At 69.1% G+C, this 18,563-nt stretch carries 12 protein-coding genes and 2 rRNA genes; 9 read left to right on the top strand and 5 right to left on the bottom strand.

The features are described from left to right. Window positions 1-107 precede the first annotated feature (107 nt). A 23S ribosomal RNA gene (locus QOL88_RS15470) occupies window positions 108-3,228 on the top strand. A gap of 96 nt (window positions 3,229-3,324) precedes the next feature. Beyond that, window positions 3,325-3,441, top strand: a 5S ribosomal RNA gene (rrf, locus tag QOL88_RS15465). Window positions 3,442-3,516: 75 nt separating this feature from the next. Here the strand turns inward: rrf and QOL88_RS15460 are convergent. Genes QOL88_RS15460 through QOL88_RS15440 form a run of 5 tightly spaced genes read right to left on the bottom strand, consistent with a single transcriptional unit; the run spans window position 3,517 to window position 9,127 of the window. After that, window positions 3,517-4,827 carry a DUF58 domain-containing protein gene (locus tag QOL88_RS15460; RefSeq protein ID WP_097216986.1) on the bottom strand — a complete coding sequence of 437 codons (1,311 nt, stop codon included), beginning with the start codon at window positions 4,825-4,827 and terminating at the stop codon, window positions 3,517-3,519. Continuing rightward, entirely contained in the window at window positions 4,827-5,816 is a 990-nt protein-coding gene (locus QOL88_RS15455; RefSeq protein ID WP_097216985.1) for an AAA family ATPase, read from the bottom strand. The genes QOL88_RS15460 and QOL88_RS15455 overlap by 1 nt, the downstream gene beginning before the upstream one ends. Further along, window positions 5,816-7,012, bottom strand: coding sequence for a DUF4350 domain-containing protein (locus QOL88_RS15450; RefSeq protein ID WP_097216984.1), 1,197 nt, complete (start codon window positions 7,010-7,012; stop codon window positions 5,816-5,818). The genes QOL88_RS15455 and QOL88_RS15450 overlap by 1 nt, the downstream gene beginning before the upstream one ends. Then, window positions 7,009-7,776: a DUF4129 domain-containing protein gene (locus QOL88_RS15445; RefSeq protein ID WP_097216983.1), complete on the bottom strand. Its 768-nt coding sequence runs from the start codon at window positions 7,774-7,776 to the stop codon at window positions 7,009-7,011. The genes QOL88_RS15450 and QOL88_RS15445 overlap by 4 nt, the downstream gene beginning before the upstream one ends. Before the next feature lie 4 nt (window positions 7,777-7,780). Continuing rightward, window positions 7,781-9,127, bottom strand: coding sequence for a glycerophosphoryl diester phosphodiesterase membrane domain-containing protein (locus QOL88_RS15440; protein WP_283445895.1), 1,347 nt, complete (start codon window positions 9,125-9,127; stop codon window positions 7,781-7,783). A gap of 140 nt (window positions 9,128-9,267) precedes the next feature. Here QOL88_RS15440 and mtnA point away from each other — a divergent pair, with 140 nt between their 5' ends. The 7 genes from mtnA (at window position 9,268) to QOL88_RS15405 (ending at window position 18,546) form a co-directional block, all read left to right on the top strand. Continuing rightward, window positions 9,268-10,416 carry an S-methyl-5-thioribose-1-phosphate isomerase gene (mtnA, locus tag QOL88_RS15435; RefSeq protein WP_097216982.1) on the top strand — a complete coding sequence of 383 codons (1,149 nt, stop codon included), beginning with the start codon at window positions 9,268-9,270 and terminating at the stop codon, window positions 10,414-10,416. A gap of 310 nt (window positions 10,417-10,726) precedes the next feature. Next, entirely contained in the window at window positions 10,727-11,416 is a 690-nt protein-coding gene (gene mtrA, locus QOL88_RS15430) for a two-component system response regulator MtrA (RefSeq protein ID WP_009188938.1), read from the top strand. A 1-nt stretch (window position 11,417) separates the two neighbouring features. Then, window positions 11,418-13,592, top strand: a complete 2,175-nt coding sequence (mtrB, locus tag QOL88_RS15425; RefSeq protein WP_097216981.1) for an MtrAB system histidine kinase MtrB — start codon at window positions 11,418-11,420, stop codon at window positions 13,590-13,592. Then, window positions 13,582-15,411: an LpqB family beta-propeller domain-containing protein gene (locus tag QOL88_RS15420; RefSeq protein WP_097216980.1), complete on the top strand. Its 1,830-nt coding sequence runs from the start codon at window positions 13,582-13,584 to the stop codon at window positions 15,409-15,411. Before mtrB ends, QOL88_RS15420 begins: the two co-directional genes overlap by 11 nt. Before the next feature lie 251 nt (window positions 15,412-15,662). Then, window positions 15,663-16,586 (top strand): ComF family protein, encoded by a 924-nt coding sequence (locus QOL88_RS15415; RefSeq protein WP_097223009.1) that lies wholly within the window; start codon window positions 15,663-15,665, stop codon window positions 16,584-16,586. A gap of 312 nt (window positions 16,587-16,898) precedes the next feature. Continuing rightward, window positions 16,899-17,594: a ribosome hibernation-promoting factor, HPF/YfiA family gene (gene hpf, locus QOL88_RS15410; RefSeq protein ID WP_030837593.1), complete on the top strand. Its 696-nt coding sequence runs from the start codon at window positions 16,899-16,901 to the stop codon at window positions 17,592-17,594. Window positions 17,595-17,799: 205 nt separating this feature from the next. Next, window positions 17,800-18,546, top strand: a complete 747-nt coding sequence (locus QOL88_RS15405; RefSeq protein WP_097216979.1) for a response regulator — start codon at window positions 17,800-17,802, stop codon at window positions 18,544-18,546. The last annotated feature ends 17 nt before the right edge of the window (window positions 18,547-18,563 follow it).

Here is an 18,563-nt window from a genome sequence, read left to right as displayed (position 1 = left end):
GAACGAAATTTCCTCAGTCGCCGGCCCCAGTGAACTCGCCTGTTGAGGGCGGGGTGATGGGTGGCTGGTCGTTGTTTGAGAACTGCACAGTGGACGCGAGCATCTGTGGCCAAGTTTTTAAGGGCGCACGGTGGATGCCTTGGCACCAGGAACCGATGAAGGACGTGGGAGGCCACGATAGTCCCCGGGGAGTCGTCAACCAGGCTTTGATCCGGGGGTTTCCGAATGGGGAAACCCGGCAGTCGTCATGGGCTGTCACCCGCTGCTGAACACATAGGCAGTGTGGAGGGAACGCGGGGAAGTGAAACATCTCAGTACCCGCAGGAAGAGAAAACAACCGTGATTCCGGGAGTAGTGGCGAGCGAAACCGGATGAGGCTAAACCGTATACGTGTGAGACCCGGCAGGGGTTGCGTATGCGGGGTTGTGGGATCTCTCTTCTGTCGTCTGCCGGCGACAGGACGAGTCAGAAACCGTTGATGTAGGCGAAGGACATGCGAAAGGTCCGGCGTAGAGGGTAAGACCCCCGTAGTCGAAACATCAGCGGCTCGTTTGAGAGACACCCAAGTAGCACGGGGCCCGAGAAATCCCGTGTGAATCTGGCGGGACCACCCGCTAAGCCTAAATATTCCCTGGTGACCGATAGCGGATAGTACCGTGAGGGAATGGTGAAAAGTACCGCGGGAGCGGAGTGAAATAGTACCTGAAACCGTGTGCCTACAAGCCGTGGGAGCGTCGGAATGAAGCTTGCTTCATTCTCGTGACTGCGTGCCTTTTGAAGAATGAGCCTGCGAGTTTGCGGTGTGTTGCGAGGTTAACCCGTGTGGGGAAGCCGTAGCGAAAGCGAGTCCGAATAGGGCGTTTCAGTAGCACGCTCAAGACCCGAAGCGGAGTGATCTAGCCATGGGCAGGTTGAAGCGGAGGTAAGACTTCGTGGAGGACCGAACCCACCAGGGTTGAAAACCTGGGGGATGACCTGTGGTTAGGGGTGAAAGGCCAATCAAACTCCGTGATAGCTGGTTCTCCCCGAAATGCATTTAGGTGCAGCGTCGTGTGTTTCTTGCCGGAGGTAGAGCACTGGATAGGCGATGGGCCCTACCGGGTTACTGACCTTAGCCAAACTCCGAATGCCGGTAAGTGAGAGCGCGGCAGTGAGACTGTGGGGGATAAGCTCCATGGTCGAGAGGGAAACAGCCCAGAGCATCGACTAAGGCCCCTAAGCGTACGCTAAGTGGGAAAGGATGTGGAGTCGCAGAGACAACCAGGAGGTTGGCTTAGAAGCAGCCACCCTTGAAAGAGTGCGTAATAGCTCACTGGTCTAGTGATTCCGCGCCGACAATGTAGCGGGGCTCAAGCGTACCGCCGAAGTCGTGTCATTGCGATATATACCCCCAACGGGGATCGTGATGGGTAGGGGAGCGTCGTGTGCCGGGTGAAGCAGCCGCGGAAGCGAGTTGTGGACGGTTCACGAGTGAGAATGCAGGCATGAGTAGCGATACACACGTGAGAAACGTGTGCGCCGATTGACTAAGGGTTCCTGGGTCAAGCTGATCTGCCCAGGGTAAGTCGGGACCTAAGGCGAGGCCGACAGGCGTAGTCGATGGATAACCGGTTGATATTCCGGTACCCGCTGTGAAGCGTCAAACATCGAGCATCGTGATGCTAAGGCCGTGAAGCCGTTCCGGACCCTTCGGGGAAAGGAAAGTGGTGGAGCCGCCGGACCAAGCGGTTAGTAGGTGAGTGATGGGGTGACGCAGGAAGGTAGTCCATCCCGGGCGGTGGTTGTCCCGGGGTAAGGGTGTAGGCCGTGATCCAGGCAAATCCGGATCACATAAGGCTGAGACCTGATGCCGAGCCGATTGTGGTGAAGTGGATGATCCTATGCTGTCGAGAAAAGCCTCTAGCGAGTTTCATGGCGGCCCGTACCCTAAACCGACTCAGGTGGTCAGGTAGAGAATACCGAGGCGTTCGGGTGAACTATGGTTAAGGAACTCGGCAAAATGCCCCCGTAACTTCGGGAGAAGGGGGGCCACACCTGGTGAGAACACTTGCTGTTCGAGCTGGGGGTGGCCGCAGAGACCAGCGAGAAGCGACTGTTTACTAAAAACACAGGTCCGTGCGAAGCCGTAAGGCGATGTATACGGACTGACGCCTGCCCGGTGCTGGAACGTTAAGGGGACCGGTTAGCTCCATTTCGGTGGGGCGAAGCTGAGAACTTAAGCGCCAGTAAACGGCGGTGGTAACTATAACCATCCTAAGGTAGCGAAATTCCTTGTCGGGTAAGTTCCGACCTGCACGAATGGCGTAACGACTTCTCGACTGTCTCAACCATAGGCCCGGTGAAATTGCACTACGAGTAAAGATGCTCGTTTCGCGCAGCAGGACGGAAAGACCCCGGGACCTTTACTACAGTTTGATATTGGTGTTCGGTTCGGCTTGTGTAGGATAGCTGGGAGACTGTGAACTCTGGACGCCAGTTCAGGGGGAGTCGTCGTTGAAATACCAGTCTGGTCGTGCTGGATGTCTAACCTGGGTCCGTGATCCGGATCAGGGACAGTGTCTGATGGGTAGTTTAACTGGGGCGGTTGCCTCCTAAAGAGTAACGGAGGCGCCCAAAGGTTCCCTCAGCCTGGTTGGCAATCAGGTGTTGAGTGTAAGTGCACAAGGGAGCTTGACTGTGAGACCGACGGGTCGAGCAGGGACGAAAGTCGGGACTAGTGATCCGGCGGTGGCTTGTGGAAGCGCCGTCGCTCAACGGATAAAAGGTACCCCGGGGATAACAGGCTGATCTTCCCCAAGAGTCCATATCGACGGGATGGTTTGGCACCTCGATGTCGGCTCGTCGCATCCTGGGGCTGGAGTCGGTCCCAAGGGTTGGGCTGTTCGCCCATTAAAGCGGTACGCGAGCTGGGTTTAGAACGTCGTGAGACAGTTCGGTCCCTATCCGCTGTGCGCGTAGGAATATTGAGAAGGGCTGTCCCTAGTACGAGAGGACCGGGACGGACGAACCTCTGGTGTGCCAGTTGTTCTGCCAAGGGCATGGCTGGTTGGCTACGTTCGGGAGGGATAACCGCTGAAAGCATCTAAGCGGGAAGCCTGCTTCGAGATGAGTATTCCCACCTCCTTGAGAGGGTAAGGCTCCCAGTAGACGACTGGGTTGATAGGCCGGATATGGAAGCACGGTAACGTGTGGAGTTGACCGGTACTAATAGGCCGAGGGCTTGTCCTCAGTTGCTCGCGTCCACTGTGTTGGTTCTGAAACCACGAACGGCCCCATGCCATCGTTGATGGTGTGGTGCGGCATTGTTCGACAGTTTCATAGTGTTTCGGTGGTTATAGCGTAGGGGAAACGCCCGGTTACATTCCGAACCCGGAAGCTAAGCCTTACAGCGCCGATGGTACTGCAGGGGGGACCCTGTGGGAGAGTAGGACGCCGCCGAACAATCTTTGGGAAAACCCCCGCATCTTCGGATGCGGGGGTTTTCTGCGTTGGGCCCCCTTTCGGGGCCCTTATTCGTTACAGGCGCCCCGCCGATTTCAGTGCCAAATACGCGTCCGCGAGTGCCGGCGCGAGGTCGTCCGGTGTGGCGTCGACGACCTTGACGCCGTGGCGACGCAATTGTTCCGCGGTTCGGTGGCGTTCCGACTGGGCCTGGGCGGCTGCGGCAGCTTCGTAGACGGCGTCGACATCGCCACGGGCCTTGGCCATGTCGGTGATGTGCGGGTCGGCCACCGACGCCAGCAATACCGTGTGGCGCTGGGTGAGCTGAGCCAGGACCGGGAGCAGGCCCTCTTCGATGGGAGCCGCGTCCAAGGTGGTGAGCAGGATGATCAGGGAGCGGCGGGGGGAAGCACGGAGAGCGGTGGCTGCGAGGCCTCGCGCGTCCGTTTCGACGAGTTCCGGCTCGAGCGCGGCCATGGCGTTGACCAGTGCGGGAAGAAGGTCACCCGCGGTGCGGCCTTGGACCAGGGCGCGGACTTTACGGTCGTAGGCGAGGAGGTCTACGCGATCGCCGGCGCGGGAGGCGAGGGCTGCGAGGAGGAGTGCCGCGTCCATCGAGGCGTCGAGGCGCGGTGCGTCGCCCACGCGGCCGGCCGAGGTGCGGCCGGTGTCGAGGACCAGGAGGATGTGGCGGTCGCGCTCAGGGCGCCAGGTGCGTACGGCGACCGTGGTCTGCCGGGCTGTGGCGCGCCAGTCGATGGAACGAGTGTCGTCGCCGGGAACGTATTCGCGCAGGCTGTCGAACTCCGTGCCCTCGCCTCGGGTGAGGACGCTGGTGCGGCCGTCCAGTTCGCGGAGGCGGGCCAGCTTCGAAGGCAGGTGCTTTCGGCTGGTGAACGGGGGCAGGACGCGAACCGTCCAGGGGGCCTTGTGGGTGCCCTGGCGGGCGAACAGGCCGAGGGGGCCGTACGAGCGGATCGTGACGCGGTCGGTCTGGCGGTCCCCTCGTCGGGTGGGGCGTAGCCGGGTCGTGATGCGGCGGCGTTCGCCCGGGGGGACCGTGAGGCGGTGGCGGGAGGCAGTCGTTTCCGTGCCGGGCTGCCAGCTGCTGGGGGGCCAGGCGTCACGGAGCCGGGCGCGCAGGGGGCGGCGGGACGGATTGGTCAGGGTGAGGATGACGTCCGCCGTGTCGCCGAGGCGTACGGAGGTGTCGCCGGAACGGGTCAGGCCCAGACGGCGCACAGGGGCGGCCAGCGCGAAGTCGCAGGCGCAGGCCACGGCCAAGGGGGCGTTGACCGCCAGGATGCCCGTCCAGCTGGGCTCCCAGATGCCGACGGGGAGGGAGCCCAGGGCCGCGAGCAGGGCGGCGCGTCCGGTGAGTGCCATCAGCGGGGGACGGGGACGTGGGCGAGGATCGCGTTGATGACGGAGTCGGCCGTCACGCCTTCCATTTCCGCCTCCGGGCGCAGTTGCACGCGGTGGCGGAGGGTCGGGAGGGCCAGGGCTTTCACGTCGTCGGGGATGACGTAGTCGCGGCCGGTCAGCCAGGCCCAGGCGCGGGCGGTGGCCAGGAGCGCCGTGGCGCCTCGGGGGGAGACGCCGAGGGTGAGGGACGGCGATTCGCGGGTGGCGCGGCAGATGTCGACGACGTAGGCGGTGATCTCCGGGGAGATGGTCGTCTTGGCGACCGCTGCGCGGGCTGCTTCCAGGTCGGCCGGGCCCGCTACGGGGCGTACGCCGGCGGCGTGGAGGTCGCGCGGGTTGAAGCCCTCGGCGTGGCGGGTGAGGACGTCGATCTCGTCCTGGCGGGAGGGGAGGGGGATGGTGAGTTTGAGGAGGAAGCGGTCCAGTTGGGCTTCCGGGAGGGGGTAGGTGCCCTCGTACTCGACCGGGTTCTGGGTCGCTGCGACCAGGAACGGGTCGGGGAGGGGGCGGGGGGTGCCGTCGACGGTGACCTGGCGTTCCTCCATGGCTTCCAGGAGGGAGGACTGGGTCTTGGGGGGCGTGCGGTTGATCTCGTCGGCGAGGAGGAGGTTGGTGAAGACCGGGCCGGGCTGGAAGGAGAACTCGGCGCTGCGGGTGTCGTAGACCAGGGAGCCGGTCACGTCGCTCGGCATGAGGTCGGGGGTGAACTGGACGCGCTTGGTGTCGAGTTCGAGGGCCGAGGCGAGGGCGCGGACCAGGAGGGTCTTGGCGACGCCGGGGACGCCTTCGAGGAGGACGTGGCCGCGGCAGAGCAGGGCGACGACGAGGCCGGTGACGGCGGGGTCCTGGCCGACCACGGCCTTGGCGATCTCGGCGCGCAGGGCCTCCAGGGCGTCGCGGGCGGTGCCCGGGTCCCCGCTCGGCCCGGCGTTGTCAGTGGTCGGGTCCATCATGGACGGCGTACCTCTCTTTCGAGGGCGTCGAGTCGGTCGGCGAGTGCGATGAGTGCTGCGTCGTCGCTGGGCGGTGGTCCGAAGAGGAGGGCGTGCTGGTCCTGGCCGACGCCGTGGAGGTGGGCGGACAGGGCGGGGAGCAGGGCCTCGGGCGTGTGCGCCTGGGTGACGGGGACGCCTACGAGGGGGGCGAGGCGGGTGCGGGTGGTGGAGCGAAGAGCGTCGGCCGCGCGGTCGCGGGCGTCGGTCTTGCGGTAGAGGCGGGCGCGGCCTTCGGCGGTTTCGGAGGCGCGGATCGCGACGGGGAGTTTTTCGGGCACGAGGGGGCCCAGTCGGCGTGCCCTCCAGAGGGCGGCCAGGGCTGCGGCGACGAAGAGCTGCAGGGTGCCCCAGAGCCAGCCCGAGGGGAGCAGGTCCAAGAAGCTGCGTTCGTCGTCGGTGCCGGTGGCCGACGTGTCGGAGAGCGAGGGGAGGTACCAGACCAGATGGGGGCGGGAGCCGAGGAGTTGGAGGGCGAGCGAGGCGTTGCCCTGCTCGTCGAGGCGGTCGTTGAGGAGGATGTCGGGCGCGCCGAGGGCGATGGTGTCGCCGTTGCCCTTCTCGTCCGGGAGGCGGAGCAGGGTGGCCAGGCGTTCGCTGGGGTAGCACGCGTCGGCGCCGAGGTGGGTGGTGGTGTAGCGGACGCCGCCGGTGTCGGCGGTGCCTGCGCGTCGGGCGGCGGGCAGGGCGCAGTCGGGGGCGAGCGCCGAGTCGAGGCTGGTGGCGGGGTCTGCGGTGACGCCGGGGGCGAGCCGTTCGACGGAGGCGCTGCCGGAGGCGACCAGGACGGTGCGGCCGCCGGAGTCGGCGAACGCGTGGTGCAGGCGGGTCTGCTGAGCGGGGGTCAGCAGGTCGGGGGCGGCGACCAGGAGGGTCGTGTCCGGGCCGGCTGCGGTGGCTGCCTCGTCCAGGGTGGTGACCACGCGGGTGTCCACGCCCCGGTCGGCGAGGAGTTCGGCGACGGCGCGGCTGCCTCCCGGGTCGGCGGAGCGCGGGTCGAGTTCGCCGTGGCGGGCGTCGGAGCGGACGACGGCGATGGCGACGGCTCCCGCGAGGAGCACCACGAGGGCGAGCGCGATGCCGCGAGCGCGGGTCCACACCTGGCGGGCGGTGGGCGAGGCCGAGCTGGATGTGAGGGTGGCCTCGGTGGTCATTCGGCGGCTCCCTGGCGGGTGGTGGGGGCCGTGGCGGCGCTGCTCGTCGCGAGCTGGGGCTTGGTGCGTTCCAGGTCGCGGTCGAGTTCGGCGATGCGGTGGTACGACTCTTCGGTCGCCGAGCGGCCGCCGTACGTCACGTCGTCGAAGTCGCGGGCGGCGGTGCGCAGTCGGTCGGTGTGGGCGGGCAGGGCCCGGCCGGCTTCGGCTGCGGCCTCGTCCGCGGTGCGGCCGGGTCGGACGTCGAGGAGGGCGCGTTCCTCCAGGGCGCGGACGAGGGCGCGCATGCGTTCCTGGACGGCCTGGTTCCAGTGGCCCTGGGCGGCGTGTGCCTCGGCGGCGGCGCGGTGCTCGGCGGCGCTGCGGGGGCGGTCGTCGAACAGGGTTGCGGACGTGGTGGGTTGGCGGCGGGGGGTGCCCAGGCGCCACCACAGGGCGGCCAGGACCGCGATGACGGCCAGGATGATGACGATCAGGCCGAGTGTGCCGCCGGGGGTGGCGGTCGAGGTGGCGTTGAAGAGTTTGCCGAGCCATTCCCAGATGGCGTCGAGGGCGCGCTGGAGCAGGCTGGGGTCGTTCTCGTGGTACATCCGCTTGGACAGTTCGCGCCGGGCCGCCTCCCGCGCGGGGTCGCGCGGGATGGTGAGGGGCGGGTCGTCGGCGGAGCGGGCCGACGACAGCAGGGAGGTGTCGCCGACGCTCAGCAGCGTCCGTATGCCGGCGCGTGGCAGCGCCGTTGTGAGAAGTTCCCCCGTCGGGCTCACCGCATCAGCTCCCCGGGGTGGCGCCGGGGGCGGTGGAGCCGTAGTCCTGGACACCGGCGGCGCGGGCCAGTTCGAGGTCGAGGGCCTCGCGGCGGATGCGCTGGTCGATGTAGAGGAGCACGGTGACGCCGGCCGTGATCGGGAACGTGATCATGGAGCCGATCACCGAGCCGATGCCGCTGATGATGAGGAACGACCAGCCGAGGCTGCCGACACCGGTGTTGAGCCAGCCGGTGAGGCCGTCGCCGCTGAGGGCCGCGGCGAGGAGGGTGAAGGGGATGACGATGATCGAGGCGACGATGTTCGCGATGAGTGTGGCGAGCAGTTGGATGCCGAAGATCCGCCACCAGGTGCCCTGGACGAGCTTCGCGGAGCGGCTCATGGCCTTCTTGATGCCCTGCTTCTCCAGCATGAGGGCGGGAGAGGCGAGGGAGAAGCGGATCGCCAGCCACAGGGCGACGATGCCGGCGCCGATGATGCCGAGGACGGTGAGGGCTACGCCCGCGGCGCTGCTCCCGGCGACGGTCACGAGGAGGCCGGGCAGGGCTCCCACGGTGACGACGCCGACGGTGATGAGCAGCAACACGCAGATGAGGCCGAACAGTTTGAGGATCTGAGGGCGGGCGTCCCGCCAGGCCTCGCCGATGGTCACCGACTTGCCGAGCACGGCGCGGCTGGTGACGGTCGTGAGCAGAGCGGTCGCGATGACGGTGCCGACCAGGGAGATCACGAAGACGACGGAGGAGTTGAGCAGGGCGTCGCCCATGGCGCGGCTCAGCTCGCTGAGGGTGGCGCTGGGGTCGTTGAGGGCGTCGGTGCTGGAGTCGTCCAGGACGAGGCCCTGGAACAGGACGACGATGACCTCGGTGAGGACGGCGACGGTCAGCGAGATGCCGAGGACCGTGCGCCAGTACGTGCGCATGGTGGAGACGGCGCCGTCGAGGATCTCGCCCACGCCGAGCGGGCGGAGCGGGATCACGCCGGGCTTGGCGGCGGGCGGGGGACCGCCCCAGCCGCCTCCCCAGCCGCCGGGGCGACCGGGGGCGCCGTATCCGCCGTGGCCTGCGGGGCCATGTCCGCCGGGGGGCTGGTTGCCCCAGCCCGGGCCGGGGGGAGGGGGCGGGGGTGCCTGGCCGGGGACGGAGGGGCCGCTGGGGGCCGACCACTGGGCCGGTGGCGGCTGGTCCTTGGACCACTGCGGGCCGGGTCCCTGCGGTGCCTGGCCGGCCTGGGCCGGCTGGTCCGCGGGCTGTGCGGGGCGATCGGTGGGCTCGGCGGGGCCGGACTGGTCCGGCTTCTGGCCGTCGGACGGGGCGGATCCGGGCGAGGCCCAGCCCGGAGTGTCGTTCATCGTCGCTCCTTCACGGTGCCCGTCCGCGGGCGCGGCGGCAGGTTGGCAGCCATCGTGCCATGGGGTGGTCTTGGAGTGACCGGCCGCGGTATGGGCTGCGTACCTTCAATTGTCCGCTCGATTGGGGGCAGACTGACGGCATGGCTGATCAGTACGCGCACAGCGGCGATGACAAGCGGCCGAGCGAGATCCCGGCGATCCGCTGGGAAGAGCCACCGGAAGGCCCCGTTCTGGTCCTGCTGGACCAGACGAGGCTGCCTGCCGAGGAGGTCGAACTGGTCTGTACGGACGCGTCCGCACTCGTGGAGGCGATCCGCTCGCTGGCCGTGCGCGGGGCACCGCTGCTCGGCATCGCGGGGGCGTACGGCGTCGCGCTCGCCGCCCTGCGGGGCTTCGACGTGGACGAGGCGGCGGCCGCGCTGGCGGGTGCCCGGCCGACCGCGGTGAACCTGGCTGTGGGCGTGCGCAGGGCGCACTCGGCGCACGAGGCGGCGCTCGCCGAGGGCGGCGACGTCCGGCAGGCGGCTGCGGCGGCGCTTGCCGCGGCACGGCAGCTGCACCGGGAGGACGCCGAGGCCAGTGGGCGGATGGCCGAGCACGGGCTGGCACTGCTGGACGAGCTGCTGCCCGGTGGCGGGCACCGGGTCCTCACCCACTGCAACACCGGTTCGCTGGTGTCGGGCGGCGAGGGCACGGCGTTCGCGGTGGCGCTCGCGGCGCACCGGACGGGGCGGCTGCGGCGGTTGTGGGTGGACGAGACGCGGCCGTTGCTGCAGGGTGCCCGCCTCACGGCGTACGAGGCGGCCCGGCGCGGGATGGCGTACACGCTGCTCACCGACAACGCTGCGGGGTCGCTGTTCGCCGCCGGTGAGGTGGACGCGGTGCTGATCGGGGCGGACCGCATCACGGCGGACGGTTCGGTGGCGAACAAGGTCGGGAGCTATCCGCTGGCGGTGCTGGCGCGCTATCACCATGTGCCGTTCATCGTGGTGGCGCCGGTGACGACGGTGGATCTGGACACGGCGGACGGGGCCTCCGTCGAGGTGGAGCAGCGGCCCGGGCACGAGGTGACCGAGGTGACGGCGCCGCAGGTGCCGGTGGTCGGTACGGAGGCGGGCGGCGGGATTCCGGTGGCGCCGCTGGGGACGCAGGCGTACAACCCCGCGTTCGACGTGACTCCGGCCGAGCTGGTGACGGCGATCGTCACGGAGGAGGGCGTCGTTTCGCCGGTGACCGCTGAGGCACTCGCCGAGGTGTGTGCGCGGTCGCGCCGGGTGACGGCGGGCTGAGCCGGGCACTGTAGGGCCTGTGGCGGGTGTGTGGGGCCTGCACAGGGTGCGGGTCACGGCGGGTCGAGCCGACCGCTGTGGAGGGTGGGCGGGGCCGGAGCAGGTTCCGGCACCCTCGTCGCCTGCTCTCCTCGGCTGCGATCGGTCCTGGGCCCCTTCGCCGCCGTCCCGGGCCCGGGAACCGGGCCGCCGGTGCCCGCGTCGAGATCATCGGCGGGCGGGCGAGGGCAGACAGTAGCGCTTGCTGCGACTATGGTCACTGGCCGGTGACCTACCTCACCACTGCCTTCGCCACTGTTATGAGAATGGGATGATGTCGTTTATGAAGGGACGAGTCCTTGTCGTCGACGACGACACCGCACTGGCCGAGATGCTCGGCATCGTGCTGCGTGGTGAGGGTTTCGAGCCGTCGTTCGTGGCCGACGGTGACAAGGCGCTGGCCGCGTTCCGTGAGGCCAAGCCCGATCTGGTGCTGCTGGACCTGATGCTGCCCGGCCGGGACGGCATCGAGGTGTGCCGTCTGATCAGGGCGGAGTCGGGCGTGCCGATCGTGATGCTGACCGCGAAGAGCGACACGGTCGACGTGGTCGTGGGCCTGGAGTCGGGCGCTGACGACTACATCGTGAAGCCGTTCAAGCCGAAGGAGCTGGTGGCCCGGATCAGGGCGCGGCTCCGCAGGTCGGAGGAGCCCGCTCCGGAGCAGCTCGCCATCGGTGACCTGGTCATCGACGTGGCGGGGCACTCCGTGAAGCGGGACGGGCAGTCGATCGCGCTGACGCCGCTGGAGTTCGACCTGCTGGTCGCGCTCGCGCGCAAGCCGTGGCAGGTGTTCACGCGCGAGGTGCTGCTGGAGCAGGTCTGGGGTTATCGGCACGCGGCGGACACGCGGCTGGTCAACGTCCATGTGCAGCGGCTGCGCTCCAAGGTCGAGAAGGACCCGGAGAAGCCGGAGATCGTGGTGACCGTCCGTGGTGTCGGGTACAAGGCAGGGCCGAGCTGACATGTCCGGCGACAGTGCCGCTTCGGCGCCCGGCCGGTCCGGGGCCCGCCCGGAGCGGCCTGTCGGGCGGAAGAAGTCCGGCTCCCGCTGGGGACGGTTTCTGGAGAGTGGGCTGCTGCTCCAGGGCGGAGTCCAGGGCAGCCCGGTCATCCGCCTGTTCATGCGGTGGGTGCGCCGGCCGTTGCTGCCCGTCATGCGGCTGTGGCGGCGCAACATCCAGCTCAAGGTCGTCGTCACGACGTTGCTGATGTCGCTGGGCGTGGTGCTGTTGCTGGGCTTCGTCGTCATCGGGCAGGTGCGCAACGGCCTGCTCGACGCCAAGGTGAAGGCGTCCCAGAGCCAGGCCACGGGCGGTTTCGCGGTGGCCAAGCAGCGGGCCGAGGAGGCGCCGAGCGGCACCGGCGACGACGCTGCCACGGTTGACGGGCGTCCCGCGCAGAACGTCTCCCCGTGGATGAGCGACCTCGTCTCCTCGCTGTCCAGCGGCGGCCAGGGCGCCTTCGAAGTGGTGACGCTCCCGGCGTCCGACGCGGGAAGCGCGGGCGGCCGCGGGCAGCGTGCCTCCGGCGAGGTGGACTGGAGCAGGAGTGTCCCCGCCGACCTGCGTGAGCGGATCGGCAGCAGTACGACGGCCGCGCAGAGCTACACCCGGATCACGTACAACAACCCCACCAAGGACTCCCAGCCGGGCCTGGTCATCGGTATGCAGGTCGACGACCCCAACGGCGACCCGTACCAGCTGTACTACCTCTTCCCGCTCACCCAGGAGGAGAAGTCGCTGAGCCTGGTCAAGGGCACGCTGGCGACGGCCGGGCTGTTCGTCGTCGTCCTGCTCGGGGCCATCGCCTGGCTCGTCGTGCGGCAGGTCGTCACGCCGGTGCGGATGGCGGCGGGAATCGCGGAGCGGCTGTCGGCCGGGCGGCTTCAGGAACGTATGAAGGTCACCGGTGAGGACGACATCGCGCGGCTCGGTGAGGCCTTCAACAAGATGGCGCAGAACCTTCAGCTGAAGATCAGCCAGCTGGAGGACCTGTCGCGGATGCAGCGCCGGTTCGTGTCGGACGTGTCGCACGAGCTGCGCACGCCGCTGACGACCGTACGGATGGCCGCGGACGTCATCCACGAGGCGCGGGTGGACTTCGACCCGGTGACCGCGCGGTCGGCGGAGCTGCTCGCCGACCAGTTGGACCGGTTCGAGTCGCTGCTCGCGGACCTGCTGGAGATCAGCCGGTTCGACGCCGGTGCCGCTGCGCTGGAGGCGGAGCCGATAGACCTCAGGAACGTCGTACGGCGGGTGGTCAGCGGGGCCGAGCCGCTCGCGGAGCGCAAGGGCACGCAGATCCGGATCCTGGGCGACCAGCAGCCCGTGGTCGCCGAGGCCGACGCCCGGCGCGTGGAGCGTGTGTTGCGCAACCTCGTCGTCAACGCCGTCGAGCACGGAGAGGGCAAGGACGTCGTCGTCAAGCTCGCCGCGGCGGGCGGTGCGGTCGCCGTGGCGGTGCGGGACTACGGGGTCGGGCTCAAGCCGGGCGAGGCGACCCGTGTCTTCAGCCGCTTCTGGCGGGCCGACCCGGCACGCGCGCGTACCACGGGTGGCACGGGCCTGGGGCTGTCCATCGCCCTGGAGGACGCGCGGCTGCACGGCGGCTGGCTGCAGGCGTGGGGCGAGCCGGGCGGTGGCTCCCAGTTCCGGCTGACGCTGCCCAGGACCGCCGACGAGCCGCTGCGGGGCTCCCCGATACCGCTGGAGCCCAAGGACTCACGGCGGAACCGGGGCCTTGACGACGCCGGGCTGCCCTGTGGCGGCGGGGACGGCGAGAAGCGGGCGACCGTGCCGGCGCAGCCGGTGAGCGGGTCGGTGCCGCAGGGGGCGAAGCGGGACCCGATACCGCCGCGTGTCGCCCCCACCGCGGACCCCACGGCACTGCCCGGCAACGGTTCGCGTGTGGTGCCCAGGCCCGCCTCGGACACGCGACGGCAGGACACGTCACCGGCGGACGAGCAGTCGGATACCCGCGGGGCTGCGAGGGGCCAGGAGAGGCCCGGGCGCGACGAGGGTGACGGTGGCCGAGCCGGACGGGATCCGGTGGTGAACGGGCCGCGGGACGAGGACAGCCGCCGGGAGAGCGAGCCGGGGGACGTGGACAGGCAAGGGGAGGCATCTCGTGGGCGCTGACCGCGAGGGGCGCGGCCGGCGCAGGCCCGCCCGCGTGATGGCGTACGCCGCCGGTGGCGTCCTGGTGCTGGCGGGGTGCGCCTCGATGCCGGACAGCGGGGATCTGCGGGGCGTGGAGTCCACCCCGCGCCAGGAGACCCAGGTGCGGGTCTTCGCCGTGCCGCCGGGGGAGGACGCGCCGCCCTCGGAGATCGTGCAGGGCTTCCTGGAGGCGCTCACCAGCGACGACCCGCACTACAAGACGGCGCGCCAGTACCTGACCGGCGTAGCCGCGAAGGAGTGGCGGCCCGAGGCGTCCGCCACGGTGCTGACCGACGGACCCGGCGCCAAACCCGAGGCGGGCGGCGGCGGGGAGGACACCGGCGAGATCTCGTACATGCTGACCGGCACCAAGGTCGCCACCGTCGACGCGCAGCTGGCCTACGCGCCGGCGACCGGTGCGTACGGCAGGAGCGTGCACCTGACGCAGGACAGCAAGCGGCAGTGGCGGATCGACGCGCTGCCGCAGGGTGTCGTCATCGGCGAGTCGGACTTCCTGCGCAACTACATGTCCGTCAGCAAGTACTACTTCGCCTCGAACACCGACGCGGCCGGGTCGAGGTCCCAGCCCACGGCGGTCGCCGATCCCGTCTACGTGCGCCGGCGCGTGGATCCCATGACACAGATGGTGAACTCCCTGCTCAACGGGCCCACGCGATGGCTCGGGCCCGTGGTCAGGTCGAGCTTCCCCACCGGTACGGCGCTGGCGAAGGACGCCGGCGCGCTGACGCCCGACGACCGGAACAAACTGACGATCCCGCTCAACCACAAGGCGGCGGGCGTCGGCACCAACCGGTGCCAGGAGATGGCCGCCCAGATCCTGTTCACGCTGCGCAACCTCAGCCCGGCCGTGGACGAGGTCGGGCTGCGGGCCGGCGGATCGGAGCTGTGCTCGCTCACGCGCGGGGCAGCTGACGCGGCGGCCTCCCGGAGCTCGGCGCGTCACCCCGACTACCTGTACTTCGTGGACGGCAAGCACCGGCTCGTACGGATCCCCACGGGCAACAGCGGCACCGACCCGGACGCGGCGCCGGGGGCGCTCGGCGAGGGCGACACGGCGCTGCGGTCGGCGGCGGTCTCGCGTGACGAGCACACCGCGGCAGGCGTCAGCCTCGACGGCAGGTCGCTCTACGTGGGGTCGCTGGTCTCGGGCGGTTCGCTCGGTGAGCCGCTGCTGCGCAGCCAGGGCCGGGCCGAGAAGGACCGGCTGACGACCCCCAGCTGGGACGCGGACGACGGCCTGTGGGTGGCCGACCGGGACCCCGAGCATCCCCGGCTGCTCCTCTTCGAGGAGGGCAAGGGCGATCCGGTGGAGGTGCGGATGCCGCACCTGGACGGACGGATCCAGTCCGTACGGGTGGCCGCCGACGGGGTGCGCATCGCGCTCGTCGTGGAGAAGGGCGGCAAGAAGACCCTGCTCATCGGGCTGATCGAGCGAGACGGCGGGCCGGGTGGGAAGCCGGCCGTCAGCGTGGTCGAACTGCGCTCCGCGACGCCGGAGTTGGAGCAGGTCACCACCATGTCGTGGGCCGGGGACAGCCGGCTCGTGGTGGTCGGGCGCGAGCACGGGGGCGTCGAGCAAATGCGGTACGTCCAGGTCGACGGCTCCACGCCGGACGTGCCGGCGCCCGCGGCCCTTTCGGGCGTCAAGGAGGTCACGGCCGCCGAGGACGACCAGTTGCCGCTGGTGGCGTACTCCGTGGACGGCATCGTCCGCCTGCCGTCGGGCGAGCAGTGGAAGAAGGTGACGGAGGGGACGGCGCCGGTCTATCCGGGGTGAGGTGTGAGCGCCCCGGTGGCAGATGTGGCCGGGGTGCTGGGGTGGGTGGCCGCTCCTGCCGAGATCGACTCGGGAGGGGCGGCCCTTGGTGTTCCCGGGGGCGCCAAGGGGGTCGTTGATCGTGTCTCCTGCGGGGTCGCCCTACGGGGTCGCTCGTGTGGGGGACGCGCTGGTGCCGGAGCGCTGGGTTGTCCACAGGCTGTTGTCCACAGGGGTGGCAGGGTCGGGTCCGTGTCGGCACAGTGGACGTCATGCGGGGGTGGTGGCAGGACCTCACCGACCTGGTGCTGCCGGGCGAGTGCGAAGGCTGCGGAGTGCCTCGTACGGTGCTGTGCGCGCGGTGCCGTGCGGTGCTGAGCGGAGCCGAGGCGCACCGGGTGCGGCCGGTGCCGGAGCCGCCCGGGCTGCCCGTGGTGCACGCGGCCGCCCGGTACGCGGACGAGGTCCGGGCGACGCTGCTGGCCCACAAGGAGCGCGGTGCCCTGGCGCTCGCCGGACCGCTCGGCGTGGCACTGGCGGGAGCCGTGCGGGTGGGGCTTTGGCGTGCCTCGGCCTCGGCGGGGGCCGGGGCGGTGTGGTCGCGGGGCGGCAGGGCTCCTGTGCTGCTCGTGCCGGTGCCGTCCGGGCGGCGCTCCGTGCGGGCCCGAGGGCATGATCCGGCGCGGCGGATCGCGCTCGCGGCGGCGGGTGAGTTGCGGCGGACGGGATGTCCGGCGCGGGTGGTCGGCGTGCTGCGGCAGCGGCGGGCCGTGGCCGACCAGTCGGGGCTCAACTCCCGGCAGCGGCTGGACAATCTCGCGGGCGCTCTGGCGGTGGCTCCCGCAGGGGTGCGGCTGCTCTGTGGGGGGCCGGTCGTCCTCGTCGACGACGTGATGACCACGGGCGCCTCCCTGGCGGAGGCCGCGCGAGCCGTACGGGCGGCCTCGTCCGCGCCCGGGGTCCCGTCCGGGGCGCCGGGGCCGATTCCGGACGCTGCGTGGACTTCGGCCGTGTACGGGGGAGAGACCTGGGAAAGCAGAGAAGAACAGAACGTCGGATCAAGGCGAGAGAGGACGGGTCGGCGGCCCGCCCGGCAGGTGAACGCGGGCGCGGTTGACGCCGGCGGAGTCGTTGACGTGGTGTGCGCGGCAGTGGTCGCGGCATCACCGGACTCTTTCGAAATAAACCGGAACTGACTGAGATCTTGTGTCGTTGCAGGTAACGAGAGGGCCTATTCACCTGAACGGAGGTACGCCGCAGTAGAGGGTGACGACATCCGTCCGGGCGAGATATGTTCGGTTGAGAGGGAAAGCCGCAGGCCACACCTCTCAAAACCGAATGCCGTGTTGCGGGTTTTTTCTTCATCACTCGCGACGGTGGAGTGGAGATCTCGCTCACGGGGGAGGAGGTGGAAGTCACCGAGTCCGAGGTTCCGGGACTCACCGGAGCCTGGTGCAAAAGGGAGACGCTCCGCACCGAAGCGGAGCGATCCGGGAACGGAGTTCTGCGTGGACATCGTCGTCAAGGGCCGCAAGACCGAGGTGCCCGAGCGGTTCCGGAAGCACGTGGCCGAGAAGCTGAAGCTGGAGAAGATCCAGAAGCTCGATGGCAAGGTGATCAGCCTCGACGTCGAGGTGTCCAAGGAGCCCAACCCCCGGCAGGCCGACCGTTGCGACCGAGTGGAGATCACGCTCCGCTCCCGCGGTCCGGTGATCCGGGCGGAGGCAGCGGCGAGCGATCCGTACGCGGCGCTCGACCTGGCGGCGGAAAAGCTGGAAGCCCGGCTGCGCAGGCAGCACGACAAGCGCTACTCGCGCCGCGGTGCGCGCCGGATCCCGGCCGCCGAGGTCGCCGACCACGTCCCGGGCGTGGCGACGCTCAACGGAAACGGACTCGTGCCGGCTCCCGAGGAGGAGCCCGAGGCCGTACCCACGAAGAAGATCGGCTCGCTGGAAGTGCAGGGTGACGGCCCCATCGTCGTCCGCGAGAAGACCCACGTCGCAGCACCCATGACCCTCGACCAGGCTCTCTACGAGATGGAGCTGGTCGGGCACGACTTCTACCTGTTCGTCGACTCCGAGACCAAGGAACCGAGTGTCGTCTACCGACGGCACGCCTACGACTACGGCGTGATCCACCTCAGCACGGACACGATGGTCACCCAGGCGCACTCCCCGGACGCGGGCGGTGCGCTCGGCGGCTGACCATGCCGGGTGACAGCGGAACAGGTGCCCCTGGAGCGCGTGTGCGCCCCCAGGGGCACCCCCGTGCGACCACTTCGCGCCCCGCTCCGGCACCCTGGTGCCGTCCGGGCATGAAATCATGGTGGCCACGGCCCAACCGGTGGGTCGTTGCTCTGGGTTGGCGATGGCTCAGGACCTCAGGCCACAGCCTTCAGGGGGAGGAACGATGGCGGACAGCTTCGGACCGATGCGTGACGAGGATGCCGACGGCGGCGTCGTCGGCATGGGCCCGGACTCGGGGACTCCACGCAAGGAACCGATCAGAGTCCTTGTGGTGGACGACCACGCCCTGTTCCGCCGTGGCCTGGAGATCGTGCTCGCGGCCGAGGAGGACATCCAGGTCATCGGGGAAGCGGGCGACGGCGCCGAGGCCGTCGAGAAGGCCGCCGACCTGCTGCCCGACATCGTCCTGATGGACGTACGGATGCCCAAGCGCGGCGGGATCGAGGCGTGCACCTCCATCAAGGAGGTGGCACCCAGCGCCAAGATCATCATGTTGACGATCAGCGACGAGGAAGCCGATCTCTACGACGCCATCAAGGCGGGTGCGACCGGCTATCTCCTCAAAGAGATCTCCACGGACGAGGTGGCCACCGCCATTCGCGCGGTGGCCGACGGGCAGTCGCAGATCAGCCCGTCCATGGCGTCGAAACTCCTCACCGAGTTCAAATCGATGATCCAGCGCACGGACGAGCGCCGGCTGGTGCCCGCGCCGCGCCTGACCGACCGCGAACTGGAAGTCCTGAAGCTGGTCGCCACGGGAATGAACAACCGTGACATCGCCAAGGAGTTGTTCATCTCCGAGAACACCGTGAAGAACCATGTCCGCAACATCCTGGAGAAGCTGCAGCTGCACTCCAGGATGGAAGCGGTGGTGTACGCGATGCGGGAGAAGATCCTCGAGATCCGTTAGGGACCGGGTCTCGCCCG

Source organism: Streptomyces sp. Ag82_O1-12 (assembly GCF_900182715.1).
Classification (GTDB): domain Bacteria; phylum Actinomycetota; class Actinomycetes; order Streptomycetales; family Streptomycetaceae; genus Streptomyces; species Streptomyces massasporeus.
This window is presented reverse-complemented; position numbering and strand designations above follow the sequence as displayed.